The sequence below is a fragment of the Streptomyces diacarni genome (assembly GCF_003323715.1).
Lineage (GTDB): Bacteria > Actinomycetota > Actinomycetes > Streptomycetales > Streptomycetaceae > Streptomyces > Streptomyces diacarni.
The window spans coordinates 19,605-41,505 of sequence record NZ_QOIN01000051.1 but is presented as its reverse complement, the minus strand read 5'-3'; the positions used below and the strand labels follow the sequence as shown (position 1 = coordinate 41,505).

Here is a 21,901-nt window from a genome sequence, read left to right as displayed (position 1 = left end):
TGGAAATGATCCGCATATCTTCATCCCGGTTGGGTAGCCGCGCGCCCATGGCTCCACCACAGAGGAACAACACCACTCGTGCCGGGAGACGTTTGAGCCGTCGGTCGCTGCTCGCAGGAGCGGCGTCCTTGGGTGCGGTGAGTGCGCTCGGGGCGACAACCGCATGCAGTCGGGTGTCCAGTGCGGACGCCAAGAACGGGGGGGATCTGCTGGAACGGCTGAAGGCCCAGGGCACGGTGAAGCTGGGCCTCGCCGGTGAACAGCCCTACAGCTACATCGACAAGCACGGCAAACTGACGGGGACCTCGCCCGCGATCGCGCGGATCATCTTCGAGCGGTTGGGCGTCGCGAAGGTCCAGCCGTTCCCGACGGAGTTCAACTCGCTGATCCCGGGGCTCAACTCGCAGCAGTTCGACGTCGTCGCGGCCGGCATGTACATCACGCCCACGCGGTGCGAGCAGGTGCTGTTCGCGGATCCCGAGTACGAGATGCGGGACGCGTTCATCGTGCGCAAGGGCAACCCGAAGAACCTCAACAGCTACGAGGACATCGCGAAGGCCGGCGCCAAGATGGCGACCGGTACCGGCTACGCCGAGATCGCCTACGCGGAGGAGGCGGGACTCAAGGAGTCGGACATGCTTCTGCTGCCCGACCAGTTGGCGGGGTTGCTGGCTGTCGAGCAGGGCCGCGCGGACGTCTTCTCGGGGACGGCGGTGACCGTCCGCAACGTGGTCAGGCAGACCAAGAGCCGCAAGGCCGAGTACACCGAGGCGTTCACGCCGAAGCTGGACGGCAAGCCGGACCTGGGTACCGGCGCGTTCGCCTTCCGGCAGAACGAGACGACGCTGCGGGACGCCTTCAATCGCGAGCTGCACAAGATGAAGGAGAGCGGCGAACTCTTCCGCATCATGAAGCCTTTCGGCTTCGTGAAGGAGGAGATGACCACGATGACCGCGAAGGAGCGCTGCGCATGACGGACCTGACCTCGGGTTTGTGGGAGCTGCTTCTCCAGGGCGTGTGGGTGACCGTCCAGCTGACGGTCTTCAGCGCGGCGCTGGCCGCCTTCGTCGCCTTCGTGGTGGGTGTGGCCAGGACGAACAGGCTGTGGATCGTCCGGTTCGTCTCCGGCCTGTACATGGAGATATTCCGGGGCACCTCGGCCCTGGTCTTGATGTTCTGGATGTTCTTCGTGCTGCCCGTCGCCTTCGGCTGGCAGCTGGTGCCGATGTGGGCCGCGGTGCTCGCGCTCGGCCTGAGTTACGGCGCGTACGGGTCGGAGATCGTGCGCGGGGCGCTGGCCGCCGTCGCGCCGGCCCAGCAGGAGGCGGGCATCGCGCTCAGCTTCTCGCCCTGGCAGCGGCTGATGAAGATCTCGCTGCCGCAGGCGTGGCCGGAGATGATCCCGCCCGCCAACAACCTGCTGATCGAGCTGCTCAAGGGCACCGCGCTGGTGTCCGTCCTGGGCGTCGGCGACATCACCTTCGGGGCTTCGCTGGTGCGCAACGCGCTCGGTGAGAGCGCTCCGGTCTACACGATCATCCTGGTCATGTACTTCATCCTGGCGTTCTTGCTGACGCGTGTGATGCGCGCGGTGGAGCGGAAGGCGAAGGCGGGCATCGGCCAGGCTCCGACGAAGAGCGAAGGCATGCGGAAGCCGGACATCGAGCAGGCGACGGCGATTTCCCGCTCCAGCCAGGGAGGTGCGGCCTGATGCAGTGGGACTGGTCCGCTGTCGGTGATTTCATGCCGCGCTTCTGGGACGGCGTGCTCGTCACCCTCGAAGCGCTGGTGCTCGGCTCCCTGATCGCTTTCGCGCTCGGCCTGGTGTGGGCCATGGCGCAGCGTTCGCCGCTGAAGGCGGTGCGCTGGCCGGTGACGGCCGTCACCGAGTTCATCCGCAACACCCCGCTGCTGGTGCAGCTGTTCTTCCTCTTCTACGTGCTGCCCGAGTGGAGCGTCACGCTCTCGGCGCTGACTACCGGCATCATCGGTCTCGGCCTGCACTACTCGACGTACACGGCCGAGGTGTACCGCGCCGGCATCGACGGTGTGCCCGAGGGGCAGTGGGAGGCGTGCACGGCGCTGAGCATGCCGCGCGGCCGTACGTGGAGCGCCGTCATCCTGCCTCAGGCGATCCGCCGCGTGGTGCCCGCGCTGGGCAACTACGTCATCGCGATGTTGAAGGACTCGCCGCAGATCGCGGCGATCGGTGCGCTGGAGATGCTCGGCCAGGCGCGGCAGTTCACCGCGACCAGCTTCCAGCCGACCGAGCCGATCACGGTCATCGGTATCGCCTTCATCGTCATCGCCTATCCGGCATCCCTGCTTACGCGAGCTCTGGAGCGTCGTCTTGTCCGTTGAGAAAACCCCGAGCACCGCTGCGAACGACGCCTCGAACCCGGCCGTCGACGGCAGCGAGCTGATCAGATTCGACAACGTCACCAAGCGCTACGGCAGCAACGTGGTGCTGGACAACCTCTGCTTCGACGTGGCGTCCGGCAAGCACGTCACGCTCATCGGCCCGTCGGGTTCCGGCAAGACGACGATCCTGCGGCTGCTGATGACCCTGGTGAAGCCCGAGGAGGGCACCATCAAGGTGGCGGGCGAGTACCTGTCGCACGAGGAGCGGAACGGCAAGCTGGTGCCCGCGGGGGAGAAGCACTCCCGCGAGGTGCGCAAGAAGATCGGCATGGTCTTCCAGCAGTTCAACCTCTTCCCCAACATGAAGGTGCTGCGCAACATCACCGAGGCGCCGGTGCACGTGCTGGGCCTGGGCAAGGACGAGGCCGAGCAGCGGGCGCGCGAGCTGCTGGAGATGGTCGGTCTGACCGACCATCTCGACAAGTACCCCACCCAGCTCTCCGGCGGTCAGCAGCAGCGGGTGGCGATCGCGCGGGCGCTGGCGATGCGGCCGCAGGTGCTTCTGCTGGACGAGGTCACCTCGGCGCTCGACCCGGAGCTGGTGGCCGGGGTGCTGGACGTGCTGCGGGACATCGCGCACTCCACGGACATCACCATGCTCTGCGTCACGCACGAGATGAACTTCGCGCGGGACATCTCCGACGACGTGTTGATGTTCGACGCGGGCCGGGTCATCGAGTCCGGGTCGCCGGAGAAGATCTTCAGCGACCCGGAGCACGAGCGGACCAGGGAGTTCCTCAGCGCCGTCCTGTGATCGGCACGGGTCGGCTGTCGCTCTCCCCCTGTGCGCCGAGGGGCGCACAGGGGGGCGCGTTCAGGGGCGCATCCAGCCTTCTGGCATATGCCGATAGCAGCAACACCCCCGTCTTCCGGCGGGGTTGACCGCTACCGTTGGACGTACAGCCGTACAGCCGTACTGCCGTACCGCCGTGCCCCACGGACCGGTGACGGTGCGGACGGTCCACAACCCCAGGGGGACACCGTGGCGCTACTCCGACCGTCCTCAGGCCCCTCCGAGGAGCCGGAGCGGGAGCCGGTCACGCCCTTCGGCTCGGTGCGCTACGCACTCCGGGTGCTGGAGTCGGCCGCCCGGCACCGGGACGGGGTGTGCGAGGAGACGCTCTCGCAGGAGGCCGGGCTGCCCCACGTCCGCCTGGGCCACCTGCTGCGGATGCTGTGCCGCGAGGGTTATCTGTCCCGGCTGGAGGACGGCAGCTACATCGTCGGCGAGGCGCTGGTCCTGCTCGGCTCGGGGGTGGAGCGCGCCAGGGCCCTGCGCGAGCGCCTGCAGAGCACGCTGGACGAGCTGCGGGACACGGTGGGCGCGGCCGTCTACTTCGGCCGGTACCAGGACGGCGAGCTGGAGAGCGCCCAGGTCGCCGACGGCCCCACGACACCCGCGGTCAACCAGTGGGTGGACTTCCGCTCGGCCGCGCACGCGACCGCGCTCGGCAAGTGCCTGCTCAGCCAGCTCGACCACGACCGGCGCGCCGACCACCTGGCCCGCCACAGGACGCCCCGGCTCACCTCCCGGACGATCACCGACAAGCGCCGGCTGCTGGACAGCCTGGACAGGCAGCCGCCGACGGTCCCGGTCCTCGATCTCCAGGAGTACGCGGTGGGCACCGTCTGCGCGGCGGTTCCCGTGACGGCGGGCTCCGCGGTGAGCTGTCTGGCGCTGTCACTGCCCGTCACCGAAGCGCACCGACTACGCAGGGCGGCCGAGCTGCTGAGCGAGCGGGCCGCCCCGGTGATGCTGTCGCTGGCACTGTGAGGCACGGCTCCTGCCGCCCGACCCAAGCGCCTCTCCTGCTGGAAAGAGCCGGCCGGCTCGCTCCCACGCCACACCTGCTCGCCCCGCACGCGAAAGACTGTGGCCCCCTTGGTGAGCAAGGGGGCCACAGTCTGTGAGGTGCGCCGTCAGGGACTCGAACCCCGGACCCGCTGATTAAGAGTCAGCTGCTCTAACCAACTGAGCTAACGGCGCCTGTCGGGCCGTTCCCGGCCGACGACGGAAATACTACCCCCTTCACGGGGGTGCCCGTGACCACGACGGCGAGCCGCCGCGCTGCGCGACCACTACGTCACGCACGGTCGGAACAGCCTTGGCCGGTATCAGATCGGCAGCGTCAGCCCCGGCTCCCGGCGGCGCACGGATCCCGCCAGCAGCAGTACCGTGCCCGCCAGCGCCCAGACGGCCAGCACCAGCAGCGGGGTACCCAGCGCGTTCCCCGAAAAGTAGACGATGTTGCGCACGGCCGTGGTGCCGGCGCCGGTGGGGATCCAGTCGCCGATGGCCCGCCAGAACGTGGGCACGAGGTGCTTTTGGAAGGCGCCGCCCGCGCTGGGGTTGCCCAGGACGACGAAGATGAGCACGGCGAGGCCGATGCCGACGATCCCGCAGAAGGCCTCCAGCGCCATCGTGCAGGCCGCCGTGGCGAAGACCAGCAGCGCCCCCAGCCACCACAGCGCCACGAAGTGGTGCGGCAGCGCGTGCAGCACCGGGTCGACGATGATCGCGCCCCCGAGCCCGGACAGCACGGAGTAGACGGCCACCCCCGCGAGCCGCAGCGCGCCCGCTTCCGGCCGGGCCGGACGGGTGCCGGCGACCACGCCCAGCAGCGAGGCCAGCAGGTAGCCGCCCACCAGCCAGCCGACGATCAGATAGAAGGCGGTCAGGCTCTCGTAGTCGCGGTCACCCGAAGGTGCGATGTCGACGACCTTCAGCCGCCGGTCCTGTTCGGCGGCCACCTTCTCCCCGACGCGACGCAGCGCCTGGGCCTGCGGGCCGCCCGCGGCGGAGGCGATCAGCAGGGTGTCCTGGCCGCCGCGCGGATCCATGACGTAGGCGCCCTCGGCGTCCCGCTGCTCGATGCGCTCCCGCGCCGCCTGCTCGTCCTCGGCGACCGTGGGCTCCAGGGGGTGTCCCGGCAGGCCGTCGAGCCGGTCGGCGGCCTGCTGCGGCGCCACGACGGCGACCGGGATGCCCTGCGGGTCCGGGTGGTGGAAGGACCCGATGTAGGAGAGCAGGAAGCCCAGTTGGACGAGGAACACGCCGACGACGAGCGCGAGCGTGCCGGGAGTGAGCGCGCCGCGGGCTCCGGCGCCGGAAGTGGCGTTGTGCATGGACCCGTTTCCTTGGAGGCTTCCGTTTTCGGTATCACTGCGAGTGATTTCCCATCCATACCGCATCGCCCGCTTCCTTACCGCCTGTTGGCCTCCCGGGCGCGCCGTGCGGCGGTGGCACGTGGCGAAGTCCCCGGCCATGGGCGAGACTCCTGCCATGCCCGCAGTCCTGACGCGCCCGGCGCTCAGCCGCGCCCTGCTCGCCCGCCAGTTCCTGATCGAGCGCACCCGGATGCCCGTCCTGGACGCCCTCGAACACCTGGTGGGTCTCCAGGCCCAGGCGCCGATGCCGCCGTACTTCGCGCTCTGGAGCAGGCTGGCGGGGTTCGATCCCGGCGGGCTCGCCGGGATGCTCACGGATCGCGAGGCGGTCAGGATGACCGTGATGCGCGGCACCATCCACCTCGTCTCCGCCCGCGACGCCCTCCAGCTGCGGGCGCTGACCCGGGTCGTGACGGAACGGGCCCTGCGCGCCAACTACGCCAGGGCGCTGGGCGAGACGGACACGTGGCAGGTCGCGCAGGCCGCCCGCGACCTGCTCGCCGAGGGTCCGATGACGGGCAGCGCGCTGGGCGAGCGCCTGAGGGAGCGGTGGCCCGGCGTGGAGGCGCGGGCGCTGTCGATGGCGGCCCGCTGCCTGCTGCCGCTCGTGCAGGTGCCTCCGCGCGGGCTGTGGGGGCGCTCGGGGCAGCCGCTGCTGGAGACGGTGGAGACCTGGCTGGGCCGCCCCGTGCCGGCCGAACCGTGCGTGGAGACGATGGTGCTGCGCTATCTGGGCGCCTTCGGTCCCGCCTCGGTGCGGGACGTCCAGACCTGGTCGGGGCTCACCCGGCTGGGCGAGGTGGTGGAGCGGCTGCGCCCGCAGCTGCGGGTCTTCGCCGACGAGGCGGGACGCGAGCTGTTCGACCTGCCCGAGGCGCCGCGCCCGCACACCGAACTGCCGCTGCCCGTGCGCTTCCTGGCCGAGTACGACAATCTCGTCCTCTCGCACGCCGACCGCTCCCGCCTGATGGACGAGCCGGTGCGCCGTGCGCTGGCCACCCGCAACGGGCAGGTACCCGGCACCTTTTTGGTGGACGGCCGGGTGCGCGGCACGTGGAAGGCGGACACGGGGCGCGGGCCTGCGCGCCTGACCCTGACGCCGTTCGAGCGGTTGGCCAACGAGGCGGAGCAGGCGCTGGCCGAGGAGGGCGAGCGCCTGCTGGAGTTCGCGGCGAACGGACGGGAAGGGCCTCGCCAGGTGACGTTCGCCGCGCCCTCGTCCGCCGCGCCCTCGTCCGCCGCGCCCCGCGGAGGCTGACGCCGCCCGCGTAGGCTTTCGCCAGGCGGGTGAAGGAGGCCGGAAGGTGCGCAGCGGGGGAAGGCTCGGCCGGATCCAGGAGCGGATCAAGAGACTGATCATCGAGGAGCGGATGCCGCCGGGCGCGGCGATGCCGACGGAGTCGGAGCTGATGGAACGGCTCGATGTGAGCCGCAACTCCGTGCGGGAGGCGCTCAAGGCGCTCCAGGCGATGGGCATCGTGGAGATCCGGCACGGTTTCGGCACGTACGTCGGCGCGATGTCCATGGCGCCGATGACCGAACAGCTCTCCTTCCGCACCGTCGCAGGGCACTACCGCGGTGAGAGCAGCCTGCTGCAACTGCTGGAGCTGCGCGAGGCGGTGGAGACGGGGCTGATGGCCCGGCTGGTCGCCGAGTACGGGGGCGCGTCCGGCGCGGGCGAGGAGCGGCTGGCCGCGTTGGAGGCGCTCGTCGCACGGATGCGCGAGGAGGCGCGCGCGGGCGCTGTGCGCGCCGAGACGGACCGCGCCTTCCACTCGGCGCTGTACGCGGGGCTCGGCAACGCGCTGCTGAGCGAGGTGCTGGACGCGTTCTGGGACGCGTTCCACCGCGTGCGCACGGATCTGGCGGAGCCGCGCGCCGATCCGGTGGAGACCTGGCGGCAGCACGCGGAGATCCTGGCGGCGGTCCGCTCCGGCGACATGCGGCGCGCGGAAGAGGCCGTGCGCGACCACTTCGGCAACATTCGTGAACGGCTCCGCGCGTCCTAGCCGGAACCCACCACGCGGCAGCCACGATTCGATGACTCATCCGTCACATCTGTCGCCGCCATAACGCCACAACAGGGCTGAACCGCCCCTACCGGCCTTGCGTTCATGTGACGAGTCCGACAACCTGACGGGCGGTTACCGATCAGTCCTGCCGTGCTTGGGGGAGCGCGAAACGGCTGGCACACACGAGCGAACGACCGCAGGGGAACCGCGAACCGGCCCGCGCCCGTCTCCCGCGCACGGCGGCCGAAGTCCGCCGCGCCCGGGCCGAGGGGGCAGGACACGGGCCAGCACGAGGCACGCAGCGCACTGCGTGCGGGGGGAAGGTCTCAATGACGACGCCGCCGACGGGTGCCCGGCAGCCGGTCTCGAACCCGCAGGAGAACCAGGACCCGACCCGGACGGCGAAGCTGCGCATACCGAGACCCCCCAGAACCCCCTCGCCGCATCCCTGGGACCGCGCCGCGCCCCGCTACGACTACGAGCACTACAGCCGGCTCGCGGGTCCGCTCACCCGCCCCGAGCCCGGCACGCCCTACCGCGTCGCCTACCGCGGCCTGCTCGCGGACGAACCGCACCGGCTGCGCGCCGGCTTCCTGCTGTGCCTGGCCCCGCTGCTGTCCGCCGGGCTGCTGGTGTGGCTGATGCAGCCCGCGCACTGGACGGAGCGCGACGCCGGCGAGGTCTCCGACCTGGTGCTCAAGCTCGACGTCGTCATGCTCGTCTCCATCGGGCTGATCGAGCTGTTCCGCACGCTGAACGTCATCTCCAACGCGCACGCCACCCTGGTGGCCCGCGACCCGATACCCGTGGTGCCCGAGGCCGGCACCCGCGTCGCCTTCCTCACCTCGTTCGTGCCCGGCAAGGAGCCGATCGGGATGGTCACCAAGACCCTGGAGGCGGCCGTACGAGTACGGCACCGCGGCACCGTGCACGTGTGGCTGCTCGACGAGGGCGACGACCCCGAGGTCAAGGAGGTCTGCCGCCGCCTGGGGGTCCACCACTTCTCCCGCAAGGGCGTCGCCCAGTGGAACACCCAAAAGGGCGCCTTCCGCGCCAAGACCAAGCACGGCAACTACAACGCGTGGCTCGACGCGCACGGCGACTCCTACGACTACTTCGCCGGCGTCGACACCGACCACGTGCCGCTGGCCAACTACCTGGAGCGGATGCTCGGCTACTTCCGCGACCCGGACGTCGGCTTCGTCATCGGCCCCCAGGTCTACGGCAACTACGACAACTTCGTCACCAAGGCTGCCGAGTCCCAGCAGTTCCTCTTCCACGCCCTCATCCAGCGCGCCGGCAACGCCTACGACGCGCCCATGTTCGTCGGCACCAGCAACGCGGTACGCATCTCGGCGCTCAAGTCCATCGGCGGCCTCTACGACTCCATCACCGAGGACATGGCCACCGGCTTCGAGATGCACCGCCACCGCAACCCCGCCACCGGCAACAAGTGGCGCTCCGTCTACACCCCCGACGTCCTGGCCGTCGGTGAGGGCCCCAACGCCTGGACGGACTTCTTCACCCAGCAACTGAGGTGGTCCCGAGGCACCTACGAGACGATCCTGGGCCAGTACTGGCGCGGCTTCGGCTCCATGCCGCTGGGCAAGCTGTTCAACTACACGATGCTGATGATCTTCTACCCGATCTCGGCGCTCAACTGGATCCTCGCCGCCCTCTCCTGCGCCCTCTTCCTCGGCATGGGCGCCTCCGGCGTACAGATCGACCCGACGGTGTGGATGGCGCTGTACGGCAACGCGACCGCGCTCCAGATCGGCCTCTACATCTGGAACCGGCGGCACAACGTCTCCCCGCACGAACCCGAGGGCTCCGGCGGACTGGCCGGCATGCTGATGTCCGCGCTCTCGGCGCCCATCTACGCGCGCTCCCTCTTCGATACGGTGCTCCGCCGCAAGAGCAAGTTCGTCGTCACCCCCAAGGGCAACTCCGCCAGCCCCGACACCCTCTTCGGCACGTTCCGCATCCACCTGTTCTTCATCGCCGTCTTCGGCGGCTCCCTCGTCGGCTCCCTCTTCCTGGGCCACGACCACCCCGCGATGCTCACCTGGGCCGGGCTCGCGCTGCTCATCACGGCGGCCCCGATCATCGGCTGGCGCGTCACCGTCCGCGCCGAGAAGCGCCGCAGGGCGCGCCGGAGAGCGCGGAGCCGCCCTGCGGGCGGCCGGCAGGACGACGCCACCGGGTACGCGGACGCCCTGGGTGCGCCCGATGCGGGCGTGCTGCGCGAGGCCGCGCCGGCCCCCGCCGCAGCGGTACCGACCGGCGCCCCGCACGGGTCCCTCGCCGGGCACGGCGGAGGTGAGGGCCTCCCCGGCACGGGCCGCCGCGGCCTTCCGCAGCCCGCCGCGCCCGCCACCGAGGCGGCGCCGGCAGGCCCCGGCCAGTGGGCCCCGGGAACGGGCCGCAGGCGGCGACAGCCGACGGCCCCCGAGGCCACCGAGCCCCGGGGCGTCGCGCCCGCCCCCGCACCGCAGTCCGGCGCGTGGAGCCCCGCGCCGGGCCACCCGGGCCCGGACCGCACCGCGCCGGTCGGCCGCCCCGCGGCGGACGCCGCCACGACGCCTTCGCACGGACACCTCCCGGACCGGGACACCCGCCGGGCCGCCGCCCACGGCGACCCGGGACCGCGCGGACGCCTCACCGGCTCGAACGGGCACCCCACGGACACCGACGCACACCGGGCCGACGCCCACGGGGGCCACGGGCCGGGCGGGCACAGGGCCGCGGCCCGGGCGTATCCCGGTACGGGCGAGGGCTGGGCCGACGGCGCCTCGCCGAGCGGCGGGGCGGGCGCGCGCAGCGGGCCCGCCCCGGCGGCGCCGTCGCCCGTGTCCCCGCCCCCGCCGTGGGGCGCACCGCCCCACGGCGGACCGCACAGGTGAGCGAGCCCGCCGCTCTCGTCCGAACAGCACGCGCCGATCGCCCTTAGGGGACCCGAACCATGACCTCCCGCTCGACCCGCCGCCAGGCCAGACGCCGTTCCAAGAACCGCCGCGTCAAGCGCATCGCGATCGGTACCGCGGTCGTCGTCGCCATCGCCGGATTCAACGGCCCCGCGCTGTACGGCTTCGCGTCGGCGAAGTACCACGACTACGAGATCAACCGTCCCGAGTACAAGGCGGCCAAGGGCCACTGGCAGATCGTCGACGTTCCCGAGAAGTACCGCATCAACACCATCCACGCCGCGCTGCTGAACACCGGCAAGGTGCTGCTGGTGGCGGGCTCGGGCAACGACGCGAAGAACTTCGCCGCCAAGAGCTTCCGCACCGTGCTGTGGGACCCGGCCAAGAACACCTTCAAGAACATCCCCACCCCCAACGACCTGTTCTGCTCGGGGCACAACCAGCTTCCGGACGGCAAACTTCTGGTCGCGGGCGGCACCCAGCGGTACGAGACACTCAAGGGCGATGTGAAGAAGGCCGGCGGGCTGATGCTCCTCTACAACGAGAACCCCGACCGCGCCAAGATGATCAAGAAGGGCACCCGCTTCACCGGCCGCGGGAACGGCAAGACCTTCATCTCGCAGAAGGCCGTCAACCTGCCGCCCGCGAAGAAGGTGAAGGACCAGGACACCGGCGAGGTCGGCACCGAGGCCAGCGTCACCCGCGTCTACGCCGAGGCCGCGAAGGAGGGCCGCGAGTACCAGACGGGCACGCAGGACAAGTACACGGTCAGCGGCCTGACGGGCTCCTGGAAGCAGAACGTGTACGGCATCGCGCAGAAGATGTCCTTCGACAAGAAGGACTTCCAGGGCATCAAGGACGCCTACGAGTTCGACCCGGTGGCCGAGCGCTACCTGACCGTCGACCCGATGCACGAGGCCCGCTGGTACCCCACCCAGGTCACGCTCCAGGACGGCCGGGTACTGACCGTCTCAGGACTCGACGACATCGGGCAGGTCGTCCCCGGCAAGAACGAGGTCTTCGACCCGAAGACGAAGAAGTGGCACTACCTGCCCGACACCCGCTTCTTCCCCACCTACCCGGGGCTGCACCTGATCGGCGAGAACCGCCTCTTCTACAGCGGTACGACGGCCGGCTACGGGCCCGCGAACAAGGGCCGCAAGCCCGGCATCTGGAACATCGAGACCAACGAGTTCACCGAGATCCCCGGCATGAGCGACCCCGACGTGCTGGAGACGGCGATGTCCGTGCCGCTGCCGCCCACCCAGTCGCGGAAGTTCATGGTGCAGGGTGGTGGCGGCGTCGGCGAGTCCCCCACGTCGTCTTCCAAGACGCGCATCGTCGACCTCAAGGACGAGAAGCCCCGCTTCCGTGACGGCCCCGACCTCTACGACAAGGTCCGCTACCCCAGCAGCGTCATCCTGCCCGACGACACGGTGCTGACCACCAACGGCTCGGGCCAGTACCGCGGCAAGAGCGACAGCAACGTGCTCAAGGCCGCGCTCTACGACCCGAAGGCCAACGCGTACGAGGAGGCCGCCGCGCCCCTCGTCGGCCGCAACTACCACTCGGGGGGACTGCTGCTGCCGGACGGCCGCGTGATGACCTTCGGTTCCGACTCGCTCTACGCCGACAAGGCCAACACGAAGCCGGGCCGGTTCGACCAGCGCATCGAGATCTACACGCCCCCCTACCTGAACAAGGGCAAGAAGCAGCCCGACCTCAGGGACGTCGGCGGCAGCCGCAAAACGGTGGAGGTCGGTGACCGCGTCTCCTTCCGGAGCAAGGACGCCGACTCGCTCAAGAAGCTCCGCCTCGTGCGGCCCGGGTCGTTCACGCATGTGACGAACGTGGAGCAGTCGTCGGTCGCGCTGAAGATGACCAGGTCGGGCGACGGCAAGGTGACGACGACCATCCCCGACGATCCGTCCCTGGTCACCCCGGGGTGGTGGATGGTCTTCGGCGTGGACGACGACGGGATCCCCTCCAAGGCGCGCTGGATCAAGGTGGAGGTGGACCCGACCGCCGCGCACGCCACGGTCACGGCTCAGGATCCGGAGTAGGCGGCGCCCGTCCCGCAGTCCACGGCGCCGCGGGCCGGCGGTCAGTCCTTGGCGTCGCGGGCCAACTGGAGGGCGTAGGCCGGCCACCACCGGCCGGCCGCGGGCCCTCCCTTGCACTCGCCGTCGGACTCGCCCGGGCGCTTGATCCACAGGTAGGCGTCCACCAGCTCATGGCCCGTCTTGACCGTCGGCGCCTCACCCAGGGCGCGGCCCGGCGGGTTGCACCACGCCTCCTCGTCCGCGTGCGCGCCCTCCAGTGGTCCGTTGCCGTTGCGGCTGGTGTCGATGACGAAGGGCTTGTTGCCGACCTTGGGCGACAGCCGCTTGCCGTAGGCGATGTTCGAGGCCGTCGTCTGGTAGTTGGACACGTTCAGCGAGAAGCCGTCGGCCTCGGCGATGCCCGCCCGGTTCAGCGGCTCGACGAGGGCGCCGGCGTCGCGTATCCAGTCGGGGTTGCCCGCGTCGAGGTAGACCGTGGTGCCGGGGAGGCGCTTGAGCTCGGTGACGGCCTCGGCCAGCAGCCGGTAGCGCTCGTCGTGGAACGCGGCCGGAGTGCAGCCCTCGGCCACCACGTGGGCGAGGGCGTCCGGTTCGACGATCACCGTGGCGGCCCTGTCACCGATGCCGGCGACGACGGCGTCCAGCCACTTGCGGTAGGCCGCCGCGTCCTGCGCGCCGCCCTTGCTGTACTGCCCGCAGTCGCGGTGGGGCACGTTGTAGAGGACGAGCAGCGCGCCGCGGTCCGCCTCGGCGGCGGCCTTGGTGACCCGTTCGGTCTGGCGGCGCGGCTCCTCGGTGCCGATCCACTCCGCCACCGGCTGCGCGGCGATCTTCTGCATCCCGGCGGCCTCGGCCGACTTCCCGTCCCGCGCGTAGGCGGCGGCCTGGCGCGCGGCGTTCGACTCCGGATTCACCCAGTACGGTGCCTCGGACCTGGGGCGCTGCTCGATGGTGGGCGAGGGCTTCGGAGAGCCGGAACCGCCGCTCCCGTCGCCGGACGAGGAGCAGCCCGCCAGCAGCAGCGCGGCGCCGGCGAGCGCCGCGGCCACTGCCCGCGCACCGCGCCGGGTGGCGGCGCGGTGCCGGGCGCGTGGCGCACGCGGCGGCCGGCGACCGTGACTGCCGTACATCCACTCCCCCTTGGTGCACCCGGTTCGTCGCCTCATGGTGCCACAGGGCTCACCGCCCGCAGTCGACCTGTGGATAACTCAACAGCCGGGCAGAAACCGCTGGTTGTCCACACGATTGCCACGGGGTGTGACGGAGCCCTTATTGACAGTGCACATGCGGGCTGGGAGCCTCCTGAGCGGCAAAACTACCGAGGCGACAGTGCGCAGGAACCCGGTGCGACTCCGGGACGGTCCCGCCACTGTGTCCGTACGCGGCGAAGCGCGCCCGTACGGGAGTCAGGAACTGACCTGTCGCCTGACCACCGATGGGGCGTGGAAACCCCAGAAGGAGGCATGCGGATGTCCCCGCACACCGTCGGCACGGCCAGCGCGCCCGAGGCCGCCGCCGCGCACCCGGCGACGGTCAGGACCCGGGACTGGCTCCTCGTGGCCGCCGCCGCGATCGTGGCGCTGCTCGCGCTCTACGCCGTCTTCGTCGACAACGGCAACCTCGTCTCGGCCACCGGCTCGTACCTGCACGAGTTCTCCCACGACGGCCGCCATCTGTTCGGCGCCCCCTGCCACTGACGAGACGGGGGTACCGCTTCTCATGTCCGTCTCCGCTCAGACGACTCCCTATCCCCTGCTGCCCCTGCTCGGCCGCGGCCTCGCCGCCGGCGGGCTCGCCGGGCTCGCCTCGGGGCTGTTCTCCCTCCTGCTGGCCGAACCGCTGATGGACCGCGCGATCCGGCTGGAGGAGCAGCGCTCGGCCACCGAGGCCGCCGGGCACGCGGGCCACGCCCACTCCCACGCCGCCGAGGCGGAGGAGCTCTTCAGCCGGGGCACCCAGCACCTGGGGCTCGTGGTCACCGCCGTGGTGGCGGGGATGGCGATCGGCGTGTTCTTCACGGTCGCCTACGCGCTCGTCCACCGGGCCGCGCCCCCGGGCGACGGCCGCGGCTGGCAGCGCTCCATGGGGGTGGCGGGGGCCGGGCTGCTCGCCCTGTCCCTGCTGCCCGCGCTCCGCTACCCGGCCAACCCGCCGGGGGTGGGCGACGGCGGCACCGTCACCGAACGGCAGGCCCTGTGGCTGGCCGCGCTCGTCATCGGCGTGCTCGGCATGGTGCTCGCCCACCAGGTGCACCTGCGGCTCGGCCGCTCGGGACGGGGGCTGCCCGTGCGCCAGTCGGCGGCGGCCGCCGCGGTGGTCGCCACCTTGGCCGCGCTCTTCCTGCTGCCGGACAACCCGGACGCCGTACCGGTGCCGGCCACCCTGCTGTGGGACTTCCGCGTGCTGTCGCTGGGCGCGCACCTGGTGTTGTGGGGTGTTCTCGGCGCCCTGTTCGCGGCCCCGCTGCCCCGGCGGCGCCCGGGCAGCGTGTGACGGACCGGCGGGGCACCGCTCGCCCGTGGTGCCCCGCCGGTTCTCAGACCCGCTCGACCAGGTCCGCGATGGAGTTGACGACGCTGGAGGCCCGGAACGGGTACCGCTCGATCTCGTCGGGCCGGGTCAGCCCCGTCAGGACGAGGAAGGTCTCCAGGCCCGCCTCCATGCCGGCGCGCACGTCGGTGTCCATGCGGTCGCCGATCATGGCGCTGGTCTCGGAGTGGGCGCCGATCGCGTTGAGCCCGGCCCGCATCATCAGCGGGTTGGGCTTGCCGACGAAGTAGGGGTGCGCCCCCGTCGCCTTGGTGATGAGCGCTGCCACGGATCCGGTGGCGGGCAGTGCGCCCTCCGCCGAGGGGCCGGTCTCGTCGGGGTTGGTGGCGATGAACCGCGCCCCGTCGTTGATCAGCCGGATGGCGCGGGTGAGGGCCTCGAAGCTGTAGGTGCGGGTCTCCCCCAGCACCACGTAGTCGGGGTCGGCGTCGGAGAGCACGTACCCGATGTCGTGCAGCGCCGTGGTCAGCCCGGCCTCCCCTATCACGTAGGCGGTGCCACCGGGCCGCTGGTCGTCGAGGAACTGCGCGGTGGCCAGTGCCGAGGTCCAGATGTTCTCCGTCGGTACGTCGAGGCCGATGCGGGCCAGCCGCGCGTGCAGGTCCCTCGGGGTGTACATCGAGTTGTTGGTGAGCACCAGGAACGGACGCCCCGACTCCTTGAGCCGCTTGATGAAGGAGTCGGCGCCGGGGACCGGGATCCCCTCGTGCATCAGCACACCGTCCATGTCGGTGAGCCAGGACTCGATGGGCTTGCGCTCTGCCACGGGTGGGCTCCTGCCGGGTCGTGGTGGTCAGGGCGGCGGTGTGGGACGTACCACGGTGTACGGGAACCGGCCGCCGCGCTCAGCGTAACCGCAGCGGCCGGTGCAGGTCAGCCGAGACGGACGGCGCCGGCCGTGGCCCGCTTCCAGCCGGAGAGGTAGGAGTCGAGGTCGCCTGCCACCTCCTCCCAGTCCGGGTGGAAGACCTCGACCCCCTTCATCAGCGCTGCCAGCTCCTCGGCCTGGTCGTCCCGCGCCTCGATGTCGTCGCGCACGGTGAAGCCGCCGCCGATGGAGGACACCTCGCGCTGGGGCCGCTCGCCGAGGAGGAAGTCCAGCAGTTTCTTGCCGTTCTCCGTGTGCGGGCCGCCCTTGACCAGGCCCGCCGTGTAGGGCAACGCGAAGGTGGTGGGCTTGGCGCCCTTCTTCGCGGCGGGGAAGAAGATGCCGAGGTGCGGCATGGTCTCGGCCTGCGCGTAGTTCATCTGCACGTCGCCGTTGGCGACCAGCAGCTCCCCCTTGTCCACTTTCGGGGCGAGCTTGCTGGTCGAGGAGGAGGGGCCGACGTTGTTCTTCTGGAGCGCGCCCAGGTAGTCCATCGCCCGCTTCCGGCCGCCGAAGTCGTGGATCGCCTTGATGAGCAGCGCCGTCCCGTCACCGGCCACGCCCGGCGTCGAGTACTGCAGCTTGCCCTCGTATTTTTCCGACAGCAGCTCGTCCCAGGTCTCGGGCGGCTTCGGCAGCTTCTCGGTGTTGTGGATGAACCCGAAGTAGTTGTCGACCAGGGGCGTGAAGTGGCCGTCGGCAGGGCGCTCCGACTCGGGGATGTGCGCGGCACCCTCCGGCTCGTACCCGCTCAGCAGGCCCTTGCCGTCGGCCTGCTGGATGAACGGGGGGAGGGTGACCAGGACGTCCGCCTGCGTGTTGCTCTTCTCCCGTTCGGTGCGCTGCACCATCTCGCCGGAGCCGCCCTCGACGTACTTGACCGTGATACCGGTCTCGCGCTCGAACGCCTCGAACTGCTCGTCGTACCAGCCGTTGCCCCGCTCGCCCTTGAGGCCGTCGGCGCTGTAGACGGTGACGACCTTGTCGTCGCCCGCGGCGGCCGACCCCGTGCCCCCGCAGCCGGAGAGCGTCAGCGCGGTCAGCGGCAGCACGAGCACCGCCGGGACGTACCGGGACGAGCGCAGGTGAGAGGACATGGGCATGCGCACCTTTCGAAGAGCGGAGAAGCAGCGGGACGAGGCCCGGGAGGCCGACGAGACCTACGGGGCCTCAGCGGTAGGAGGCCTCCGTACGGATACGGGAGACGGCGAGGAGCACCAGCGAGGTGGCCGCCATCAGCACCACGGCGAGCGCGGAGCCGGTGAAGAGGGAGCCCCGGTCGGTGGCGGCGAAGATCTGCACGGGCAGCGGCATCCAGTCGGGCGGGTAGAGCATCATCGTGGCGCTCAGCTCCCCCATCGACAGGGCGAAGCACAGCCCGGCCGCCGCCGTCAGCGACGGCAGCAGCAGCGGCAGCTTCACCCGCCACAGCACGTACCAGGGGCGCGCTCCCAGCGAGGCGGCGGCCTGCGCGTAGGCGGGGTCGAGCCTGGCCAGCGCCGCCGACACCGACTGGTAGGCGAACGCGGTCACCAGCACGGTGTGCGCCAGCATGACGATCCACCGGGTGCCGTTGAGCAGCACGGGCGGACGGCTGTACGCCACCAGGACGGCCAGTCCCACCACCACGGAGGGCACCGCCACCGGCAGCATGAACAGCGCGTCCATCAGGCGGCGGCCACGCCGTCCCAGGGACGCCGCCGCCAGCGCGGCCCACGTGCCCACGGCCAGCGCCAGCACGCTCGCCAGCAGCGCCGTCTGCAAGGAGACGCTCAGCGCCGCGAGCGACTCGCCTCGGGTGGCCGACGCGTAGTGCACGCCCGTGGGCCCCGAGGGCAGCACACCGCTCCAGTTCGTGGACAGCGACGCCGTGGCGATCACCAGCAGCGGCAGTGCGAACAGCGGGACGCACACCACCGCGAAGACGGCCCACACCGCCCAGCGCCCCTTACGCGTGTGCACGAGCACGGCGGCTGCTCCTTCCGGTGAGGGAGCGGTAGAGGCCGTAGAGGCCCACGGAGAGGACGACGTCGACCGTGGCGACCACGCAGGCGGAGACGTAGTCGGACTCCAGGATCGCCTTGCTGTAGACCAGCATCGGCAGCGTCACCACGTCCTTGGCCCCCGTGAACAGCACGATGGCGAACTCGTTCAGGCACAGGACCAGCACCAGCGCGCCGCCCGCCATCAGCGCCGGATACGCCTCGGGCAGGATCACCTGCCGGACGATCCGTGCGGGACGCGCCCCCAGGGACGAGGCCACCTCCAGCTGGGCGGTGTCCAGCTGCGCGAACGCGGCCAGCAGGGGGCGCATCACGAACGGGGTGAAGTAGGTGACCTCCGCCAGCAGCACGCCCCACGGCGTCGTCAGGAAGTGGAACGGCCCCTCCTCGGCCCCCGTCAGCCCCGTCCACAGGCCGTTCGCCATCCCCACCGTGCCGTACAGGAAGAGCAGCGCGAGCGTGATCAGGAACGAGGGGAAGGAGAGGAACACGTCGATGAACCGCGCCACCGACCTGCTGCCGGAAAACGGCACGAAGGCGACGACCAGCGCGAGCGCGAACCCGAGGACGACGCAGCCGAGGGTGGCTCCGGCGGCGAGGGCGACCGTCGTGGCCAACGCGTCGGTGAACGCCTCGGAGCCGAACACCTGCCGGTAGGCCGCCGTCCCGCCCGAGAAGCTCTCCCGCACCACCAGCGCGAGCGGGTGGAGGAAGGAGACGGCCAGCACGGCCAGCGGCGGCAGGGCCCACAGCCAGGGGCGCCCGGTGCGGGCGGACCCGCCGCGCCGCCCGGCGCCGGACCGCACCCGAAGGCGCGGCCCGGCCGGCCTGCGGGAGGCCATGGTCTCAGTCATCGAGCAGCACTCCGTCCTCCGCCGCGAAGGACACGGCGGCACGGTCGCCGACGCGGGGCGTCGAGGCCGACTCGGGGACGTCGGCGACGACCTCGTGCCCGGCGACCTCAAGGGCCACGCGGTGGGTGGCACCCCGCCACTGGACGGCTCTGGCCACCCCTCGCAGCACGTTGGCACCGCCGTCCCCGAGGACGATCCGGTGCGGGCGTACGCACAAGGTGGCGGCCGCTCCGCCGTCCCCCGGGCCCGGGGTGGCGACGCGCAGCTCCGTGTCGCCGAACCTGACCTTCCCCTCGCCCGCCCGGGTGACCGGCAGCAGGTTGGCCGAGCCGACGAACGACGCCGTGAAACTCCCCCGCGGCGCCCGGTAGAGCGCCCGCGGGGTGCCGACCTCCCGCAGCCGCGCCCGGTCCATGACGGCGACGCGGTCGGCCAGCGTCAACGCCTCCATCTGGTCGTGGGTGACGTACAGGACGCAGACGTCGGGCAGTTCGCGGTGGAGCCTGTCCAGTTCGGCGAGCATGCCGGACCGCAGCCGCGCGTCCAGCGCCGAGAGCGGTTCGTCGAGCAGCAGCACTCCCGGCCGTACGGCCAGTGCGCGGGCGAGGGCGACGCGCTGCTGCTGCCCGCCGGACAGTTCGCGCGGGTAGCGGCGCGCGTAGCCGCCCATGCCGACCATCTCCAGCGCTTCGGCGACGCGTTCCGCCACCTGTCCGCGCGGTGTCCTCCTGGCCTTGAGGCCGAAGGCGACGTTGTCGGCGACGCGCATGTGCGGGAAGAGCGCGTACTGCTGGACGACCATGCCGACGTCCCGGGCGTGGGGCGGCAGGTCGGTCACGTCGCGGTCGCCGATCCGCACCCGCCCGCGCGCGGGGCGGACGAATCCCGCGACGGCGCGCAGGGCGGTCGTCTTGCCCGACCCCGAGGGGCCGAGGAGCGCCATGACCTCGCCGGCCCCGACCTCCAGGTCGAAGTCCTCCAGGACGGCCGTGCCGTCGTAGGCGACGGTCACCTGCTCGAAGCGGATACCGACGGGCCCGCGTGCGCCGGTGTGCTCAGGCGTCGCGTGCTCAGGCATCGCGTGCTCAGAGATCGCGTGCTCAGACATCATGTGCTCAGGCATCCGGGCGCTCCAGCGAGGACAGCAGCCCGGGCAGGCGGGCGACGGAGTCCAGCACGTGCGTCGCGCCTGCCTCGCGCAGCGCCTCCGTGGCGTGCGCCCCGGTGAGCACGCCGGCCACCACGCCCGCGCCCGCGCGCACGCCGGAGCGCATGTCGTACGCCGTGTCACCGGCCACGGCGACGCGGCGCACGTCGTCGGCCGCGCCGGTGCGCAGCAGCGCGGCGAGCACCAGGTCCGGGTGGGGCCGGCCGCGTCCCAGCGGGCCGGTGTCGGCGGGGCACAGGGTGGCGGCGACCAGGTCGCGCCAGCCCAGCGCGGCCAGGACGGCGTCCTGGGTGGCCCGCGCGAAGCCGGTCGTCAGGACGACGGTGCGCCCGGCGGCGCGCAGCTGTTCGATGGCCTCGCGGGCTCCGGGTACGGGGGCGCAGTGCCCGTCGGCCACCAGCCGGCCGTAGGCGTCCTCGAACGCGGTGTTGGCCTGCCGCGCCCGCTCCTCGTCGCCGCCCGCCAGGTGCCGGAAGACGGAGATCTTGGACTCGCCCATGGTGGCGCGGACGTGGTCGAGCATCGCCGCGAACTGCGGGGTGCCGGGCGCGGTTCCCAGACGCGTCGCCGCCGCGCCGAACGCCTGCTCGACCAGGCCGTCGTCCGCGACGGTGGTGCCCGCCATGTCCAGCACGACCAGCGTGGTGCCCGCCACGTCCGGCGTGCCCGGCGCGCGGTCCTTCGGTGTCGCTGTCGTCAACGTCCTCACCAGCCCAGCTCGTCGGCGGTGCGTTCGGCGATCGCGGGCGCGCAGGTCATGCCGCGCCCGCCGGGTCCGGTCACCAGCCACGCCGACGTCCGCTCCGGCACGGGCTGCCGCAGCACCACACGCCCCGGCTCCGTGCACTGCGCGTACACCCCGGCCCAGCGCCTGCGCACCGGGGGCAGCGCCCGCCCCAGCAGCCGTTCGGCGACGGCCGTCAGCTGCCGGTAGGGCCGCTCGTCCACGTCGAAGCCGAACGGCGTCTCGTACTCGTGGGTGTCGCCGATGGTCAGCGAGCCGTCCGCGCGCTGCACCATCAGCAGCTGCATCCGGTGCTCGGCGGCGACGGGCGACTGCGGCTGGGCCGCGGCCAGCGCGTCGAGCGCGGCGCCGCCGTAGGCCGGGTAGTAGCGGAAACTGTCCGCGTCCGCGACCGCCGTGGTCAGCCGCTCCTCCAGCGGTTCGGTCTGCATCATCTGCAGCCGCACCCGGCGCACCGGCTGCTCGGGCAGCAGCGCGCCGACCAGCCCGCCCAGCCAGGCGCCCGTGCACAGGACGACGGCGTCCCCCTCGTGCAGGTCACCGCGGTCGTCCCGCACCGCCGCGGTGGCACCGGGCGGCAGGTCGCGGACCTCGCGCCCGCCCAGGAACGTGTAGCGGCCCGGCGCCCGCTCACGCAGCGCCTCCTGGAGGGCGCGCTGCGCGGGGCGCGGCTCGAGCGCCGCGTCCCGCTCGCAGAACAGTCCGCCCCGCAGCGCGCTGCCCCGCAGCGCCGGGTTGAGCGCCCTGACCTCCTCGGGCGTCAGCAGCGTGTAGCCGCGCCGGGCGGCGTCGGGGCGCTCGGCGGCGGCCCGCGCTACGGCCAGTTCGGCCTCGGTGGTGACGGCCGTCAGGGAACCGCAGGCGCGGAAGCCGAGCGCCGGGACCTCCTGACCGATCCGCTCCCACAGCTCCCGGGCGCGCAGCGCCGCCTCCAGCTCGGGCCCTTCCGCCCTTCCGCCGACCCACACCAGGCCGAAGTTCCGCACGGAGGCGCCGCGGGCCGCCTCCTCCCGTTCGAGGTGCACGACCTCGTGACCGCGCTGCACCGCCTGCCAGGCGTGCAGGGTCCCCAGCACGCCGGCTCCCACAACTATGACTCGCATGTCCGCGACCCTCCCGGGCCCC

The 21,901-nt window shown here is 71.8% G+C and carries 19 protein-coding genes, 1 tRNA gene, 1 pseudogene and 1 riboswitch; of the genes and pseudogenes, 11 read left to right on the top strand and 10 right to left on the bottom strand.

Annotation, left to right across the window (positions count from 1 at the left end):
* Positions 1 to 47 precede the first annotated feature (47 nt).
* From ehuB to DTL70_RS26295, 5 genes are all read left to right on the top strand, one after another.
* Positions 48 to 974, top strand: a complete 927-nt coding sequence (gene ehuB / locus DTL70_RS26315; protein ID WP_245979769.1) for an ectoine/hydroxyectoine ABC transporter substrate-binding protein EhuB — start codon at positions 48 to 50, stop codon at positions 972 to 974.
* Positions 971 to 1,711: an ectoine/hydroxyectoine ABC transporter permease subunit EhuC gene (gene ehuC / locus DTL70_RS26310; protein ID WP_114024496.1), complete on the top strand. Its 741-nt coding sequence runs from the start codon at positions 971 to 973 to the stop codon at positions 1,709 to 1,711. Before ehuB ends, ehuC begins: the two co-directional genes overlap by 4 nt.
* Complete coding sequence (gene ehuD, locus DTL70_RS26305; protein WP_114024495.1) at positions 1,711 to 2,361, top strand: ectoine/hydroxyectoine ABC transporter permease subunit EhuD; 651 nt, start codon at positions 1,711 to 1,713, stop codon at positions 2,359 to 2,361. Before ehuC ends, ehuD begins: the two co-directional genes overlap by 1 nt.
* Positions 2,351 to 3,175, top strand: coding sequence for an ectoine/hydroxyectoine ABC transporter ATP-binding protein EhuA (ehuA, locus tag DTL70_RS26300; RefSeq protein ID WP_114024494.1), 825 nt, complete (start codon positions 2,351 to 2,353; stop codon positions 3,173 to 3,175). Before ehuD ends, ehuA begins: the two co-directional genes overlap by 11 nt.
* A gap of 228 nt (positions 3,176 to 3,403) precedes the next feature.
* Positions 3,404 to 4,195, top strand: a complete 792-nt coding sequence (locus tag DTL70_RS26295; protein WP_114024493.1) for an IclR family transcriptional regulator — start codon at positions 3,404 to 3,406, stop codon at positions 4,193 to 4,195.
* Positions 4,196 to 4,334: 139 nt separating this feature from the next.
* Here the strand turns inward: DTL70_RS26295 and DTL70_RS26290 are convergent.
* Positions 4,335 to 4,408 (bottom strand) — tRNA-Lys (locus DTL70_RS26290).
* Between the two features lie 128 nt (positions 4,409 to 4,536).
* Positions 4,537 to 5,547 carry an ABC-2 transporter permease gene (locus DTL70_RS26285; RefSeq protein ID WP_114024492.1) on the bottom strand — a complete coding sequence of 337 codons (1,011 nt, stop codon included), beginning with the start codon at positions 5,545 to 5,547 and terminating at the stop codon, positions 4,537 to 4,539.
* Positions 5,548 to 5,704: 157 nt separating this feature from the next.
* Here DTL70_RS26285 and DTL70_RS26280 point away from each other — a divergent pair, with 157 nt between their 5' ends.
* From DTL70_RS26280 to glxA, 4 genes and pseudogenes are all read left to right on the top strand, one after another.
* The gene (locus DTL70_RS26280) at positions 5,705 to 6,847 is read left to right on the top strand and encodes a winged helix DNA-binding domain-containing protein (protein WP_114024491.1); all 1,143 of its coding nucleotides are present in this window, start codon (positions 5,705 to 5,707) and stop codon (positions 6,845 to 6,847) included.
* Positions 6,848 to 6,959: 112 nt separating this feature from the next.
* Positions 6,960 to 7,598, top strand: a complete 639-nt coding sequence (locus tag DTL70_RS26275; protein WP_114024519.1) for a FadR/GntR family transcriptional regulator — start codon at positions 6,960 to 6,962, stop codon at positions 7,596 to 7,598.
* Positions 7,599 to 7,930: 332 nt separating this feature from the next.
* Positions 7,931 to 9,793, top strand: a pseudogene (locus DTL70_RS26270) (glycosyltransferase family 2 protein); the annotation flags it as partial.
* 770 nt (positions 9,794 to 10,563) lie between these two features.
* Positions 10,564 to 12,588: a radical copper oxidase GlxA gene (glxA, locus tag DTL70_RS26265; RefSeq protein WP_114024490.1), complete on the top strand. Its 2,025-nt coding sequence runs from the start codon at positions 10,564 to 10,566 to the stop codon at positions 12,586 to 12,588.
* Between the two features lie 41 nt (positions 12,589 to 12,629).
* On the opposite strand, the gene DTL70_RS26260 is transcribed toward glxA, so the two are convergent.
* Complete coding sequence (locus tag DTL70_RS26260) at positions 12,630 to 13,718, bottom strand: glycoside hydrolase family 6 protein (protein WP_114024489.1); 1,089 nt, start codon at positions 13,716 to 13,718, stop codon at positions 12,630 to 12,632.
* Between the two features lie 181 nt (positions 13,719 to 13,899).
* Positions 13,900 to 14,024: riboswitch (cobalamin riboswitch) on the top strand.
* Between the two features lie 33 nt (positions 14,025 to 14,057).
* Between DTL70_RS26260 and DTL70_RS26255 the strand changes: the two genes are divergently transcribed.
* Together DTL70_RS26255 and DTL70_RS26250 are read left to right on the top strand one after the other, a co-directional pair.
* Positions 14,058 to 14,285: a CbtB domain-containing protein gene (locus tag DTL70_RS26255; protein WP_114024488.1), complete on the top strand. Its 228-nt coding sequence runs from the start codon at positions 14,058 to 14,060 to the stop codon at positions 14,283 to 14,285.
* A gap of 22 nt (positions 14,286 to 14,307) precedes the next feature.
* On the top strand, positions 14,308 to 15,081 hold the full coding sequence (locus DTL70_RS26250) for a CbtA family protein (protein WP_114024487.1): 774 nt from the start codon (positions 14,308 to 14,310) through the stop codon (positions 15,079 to 15,081).
* Between the two features lie 43 nt (positions 15,082 to 15,124).
* On the opposite strand, the gene DTL70_RS26245 is transcribed toward DTL70_RS26250, so the two are convergent.
* From DTL70_RS26245 to DTL70_RS26215, 7 genes are all read right to left on the bottom strand, one after another.
* Positions 15,125 to 15,904: an HAD-IIA family hydrolase gene (locus DTL70_RS26245; RefSeq protein WP_114024486.1), complete on the bottom strand. Its 780-nt coding sequence runs from the start codon at positions 15,902 to 15,904 to the stop codon at positions 15,125 to 15,127.
* Positions 15,905 to 16,011: 107 nt separating this feature from the next.
* Positions 16,012 to 17,103: a 2-aminoethylphosphonate ABC transporter substrate-binding protein gene (locus tag DTL70_RS26240; RefSeq protein ID WP_114024485.1), complete on the bottom strand. Its 1,092-nt coding sequence runs from the start codon at positions 17,101 to 17,103 to the stop codon at positions 16,012 to 16,014.
* A gap of 73 nt (positions 17,104 to 17,176) precedes the next feature.
* Entirely contained in the window at positions 17,177 to 17,974 is a 798-nt protein-coding gene (locus tag DTL70_RS26235; protein WP_114024484.1) for an ABC transporter permease subunit, read from the bottom strand.
* Complete coding sequence (locus tag DTL70_RS26230) at positions 17,955 to 18,863, bottom strand: 2-aminoethylphosphonate ABC transporter permease subunit (RefSeq protein ID WP_220183654.1); 909 nt, start codon at positions 18,861 to 18,863, stop codon at positions 17,955 to 17,957. Before DTL70_RS26230 ends, DTL70_RS26235 begins: the two co-directional genes overlap by 20 nt.
* Positions 18,856 to 19,941: an ABC transporter ATP-binding protein gene (locus DTL70_RS26225; RefSeq protein WP_114024517.1), complete on the bottom strand. Its 1,086-nt coding sequence runs from the start codon at positions 19,939 to 19,941 to the stop codon at positions 18,856 to 18,858. The genes DTL70_RS26230 and DTL70_RS26225 overlap by 8 nt, the downstream gene beginning before the upstream one ends.
* A gap of 37 nt (positions 19,942 to 19,978) precedes the next feature.
* Positions 19,979 to 20,731, bottom strand: coding sequence for a phosphonatase-like hydrolase (locus DTL70_RS26220; RefSeq protein WP_281278727.1), 753 nt, complete (start codon positions 20,729 to 20,731; stop codon positions 19,979 to 19,981).
* 5 nt (positions 20,732 to 20,736) lie between these two features.
* Positions 20,737 to 21,879 carry a TIGR03364 family FAD-dependent oxidoreductase gene (locus DTL70_RS26215; protein ID WP_114024483.1) on the bottom strand — a complete coding sequence of 381 codons (1,143 nt, stop codon included), beginning with the start codon at positions 21,877 to 21,879 and terminating at the stop codon, positions 20,737 to 20,739.
* Positions 21,880 to 21,901: the final 22 nt, after the last annotated feature.

Bases quoted from the DNA above. Each gene is read 5' to 3' on its own strand.
- DTL70_RS26215 (WP_114024483.1), bottom strand. From the start codon at position 21,879: ATGCGAGTCATAGTTGTGGGAGCCGGCGTGCTGGGGACCCTGCACGCC.
- DTL70_RS26240 (WP_114024485.1), bottom strand. From the start codon at position 17,103: ATGTCCTCTCACCTGCGCTCGTCCCGGTACGTCCCGGCGGTGCTCGTG.
- ehuC (WP_114024496.1), top strand. From the start codon at position 971: ATGACGGACCTGACCTCGGGTTTGTGGGAGCTGCTTCTCCAGGGCGTG.
- glxA (WP_114024490.1), top strand. From the start codon at position 10,564: ATGACCTCCCGCTCGACCCGCCGCCAGGCCAGACGCCGTTCCAAGAAC.
- DTL70_RS26260 (WP_114024489.1), bottom strand. From the start codon at position 13,718: ATGTACGGCAGTCACGGTCGCCGGCCGCCGCGTGCGCCACGCGCCCGG.
- ehuD (WP_114024495.1), top strand. From the start codon at position 1,711: ATGCAGTGGGACTGGTCCGCTGTCGGTGATTTCATGCCGCGCTTCTGG.
- DTL70_RS26230 (WP_220183654.1), bottom strand. From the start codon at position 18,863: ATGACTGAGACCATGGCCTCCCGCAGGCCGGCCGGGCCGCGCCTTCGG.
- DTL70_RS26225 (WP_114024517.1), bottom strand. From the start codon at position 19,941: ATGCCTGAGCACGCGACGCCTGAGCACACCGGCGCACGCGGGCCCGTC.
- DTL70_RS26250 (WP_114024487.1), top strand. From the start codon at position 14,308: ATGTCCGTCTCCGCTCAGACGACTCCCTATCCCCTGCTGCCCCTGCTC.
- DTL70_RS26255 (WP_114024488.1), top strand. From the start codon at position 14,058: ATGTCCCCGCACACCGTCGGCACGGCCAGCGCGCCCGAGGCCGCCGCC.
- DTL70_RS26285 (WP_114024492.1), bottom strand. From the start codon at position 5,547: ATGCACAACGCCACTTCCGGCGCCGGAGCCCGCGGCGCGCTCACTCCC.
- ehuB (WP_245979769.1), top strand. From the start codon at position 48: ATGGCTCCACCACAGAGGAACAACACCACTCGTGCCGGGAGACGTTTG.
- DTL70_RS26275 (WP_114024519.1), top strand. From the start codon at position 6,960: ATGCCGCCGGGCGCGGCGATGCCGACGGAGTCGGAGCTGATGGAACGG.
- DTL70_RS26280 (WP_114024491.1), top strand. From the start codon at position 5,705: ATGCCCGCAGTCCTGACGCGCCCGGCGCTCAGCCGCGCCCTGCTCGCC.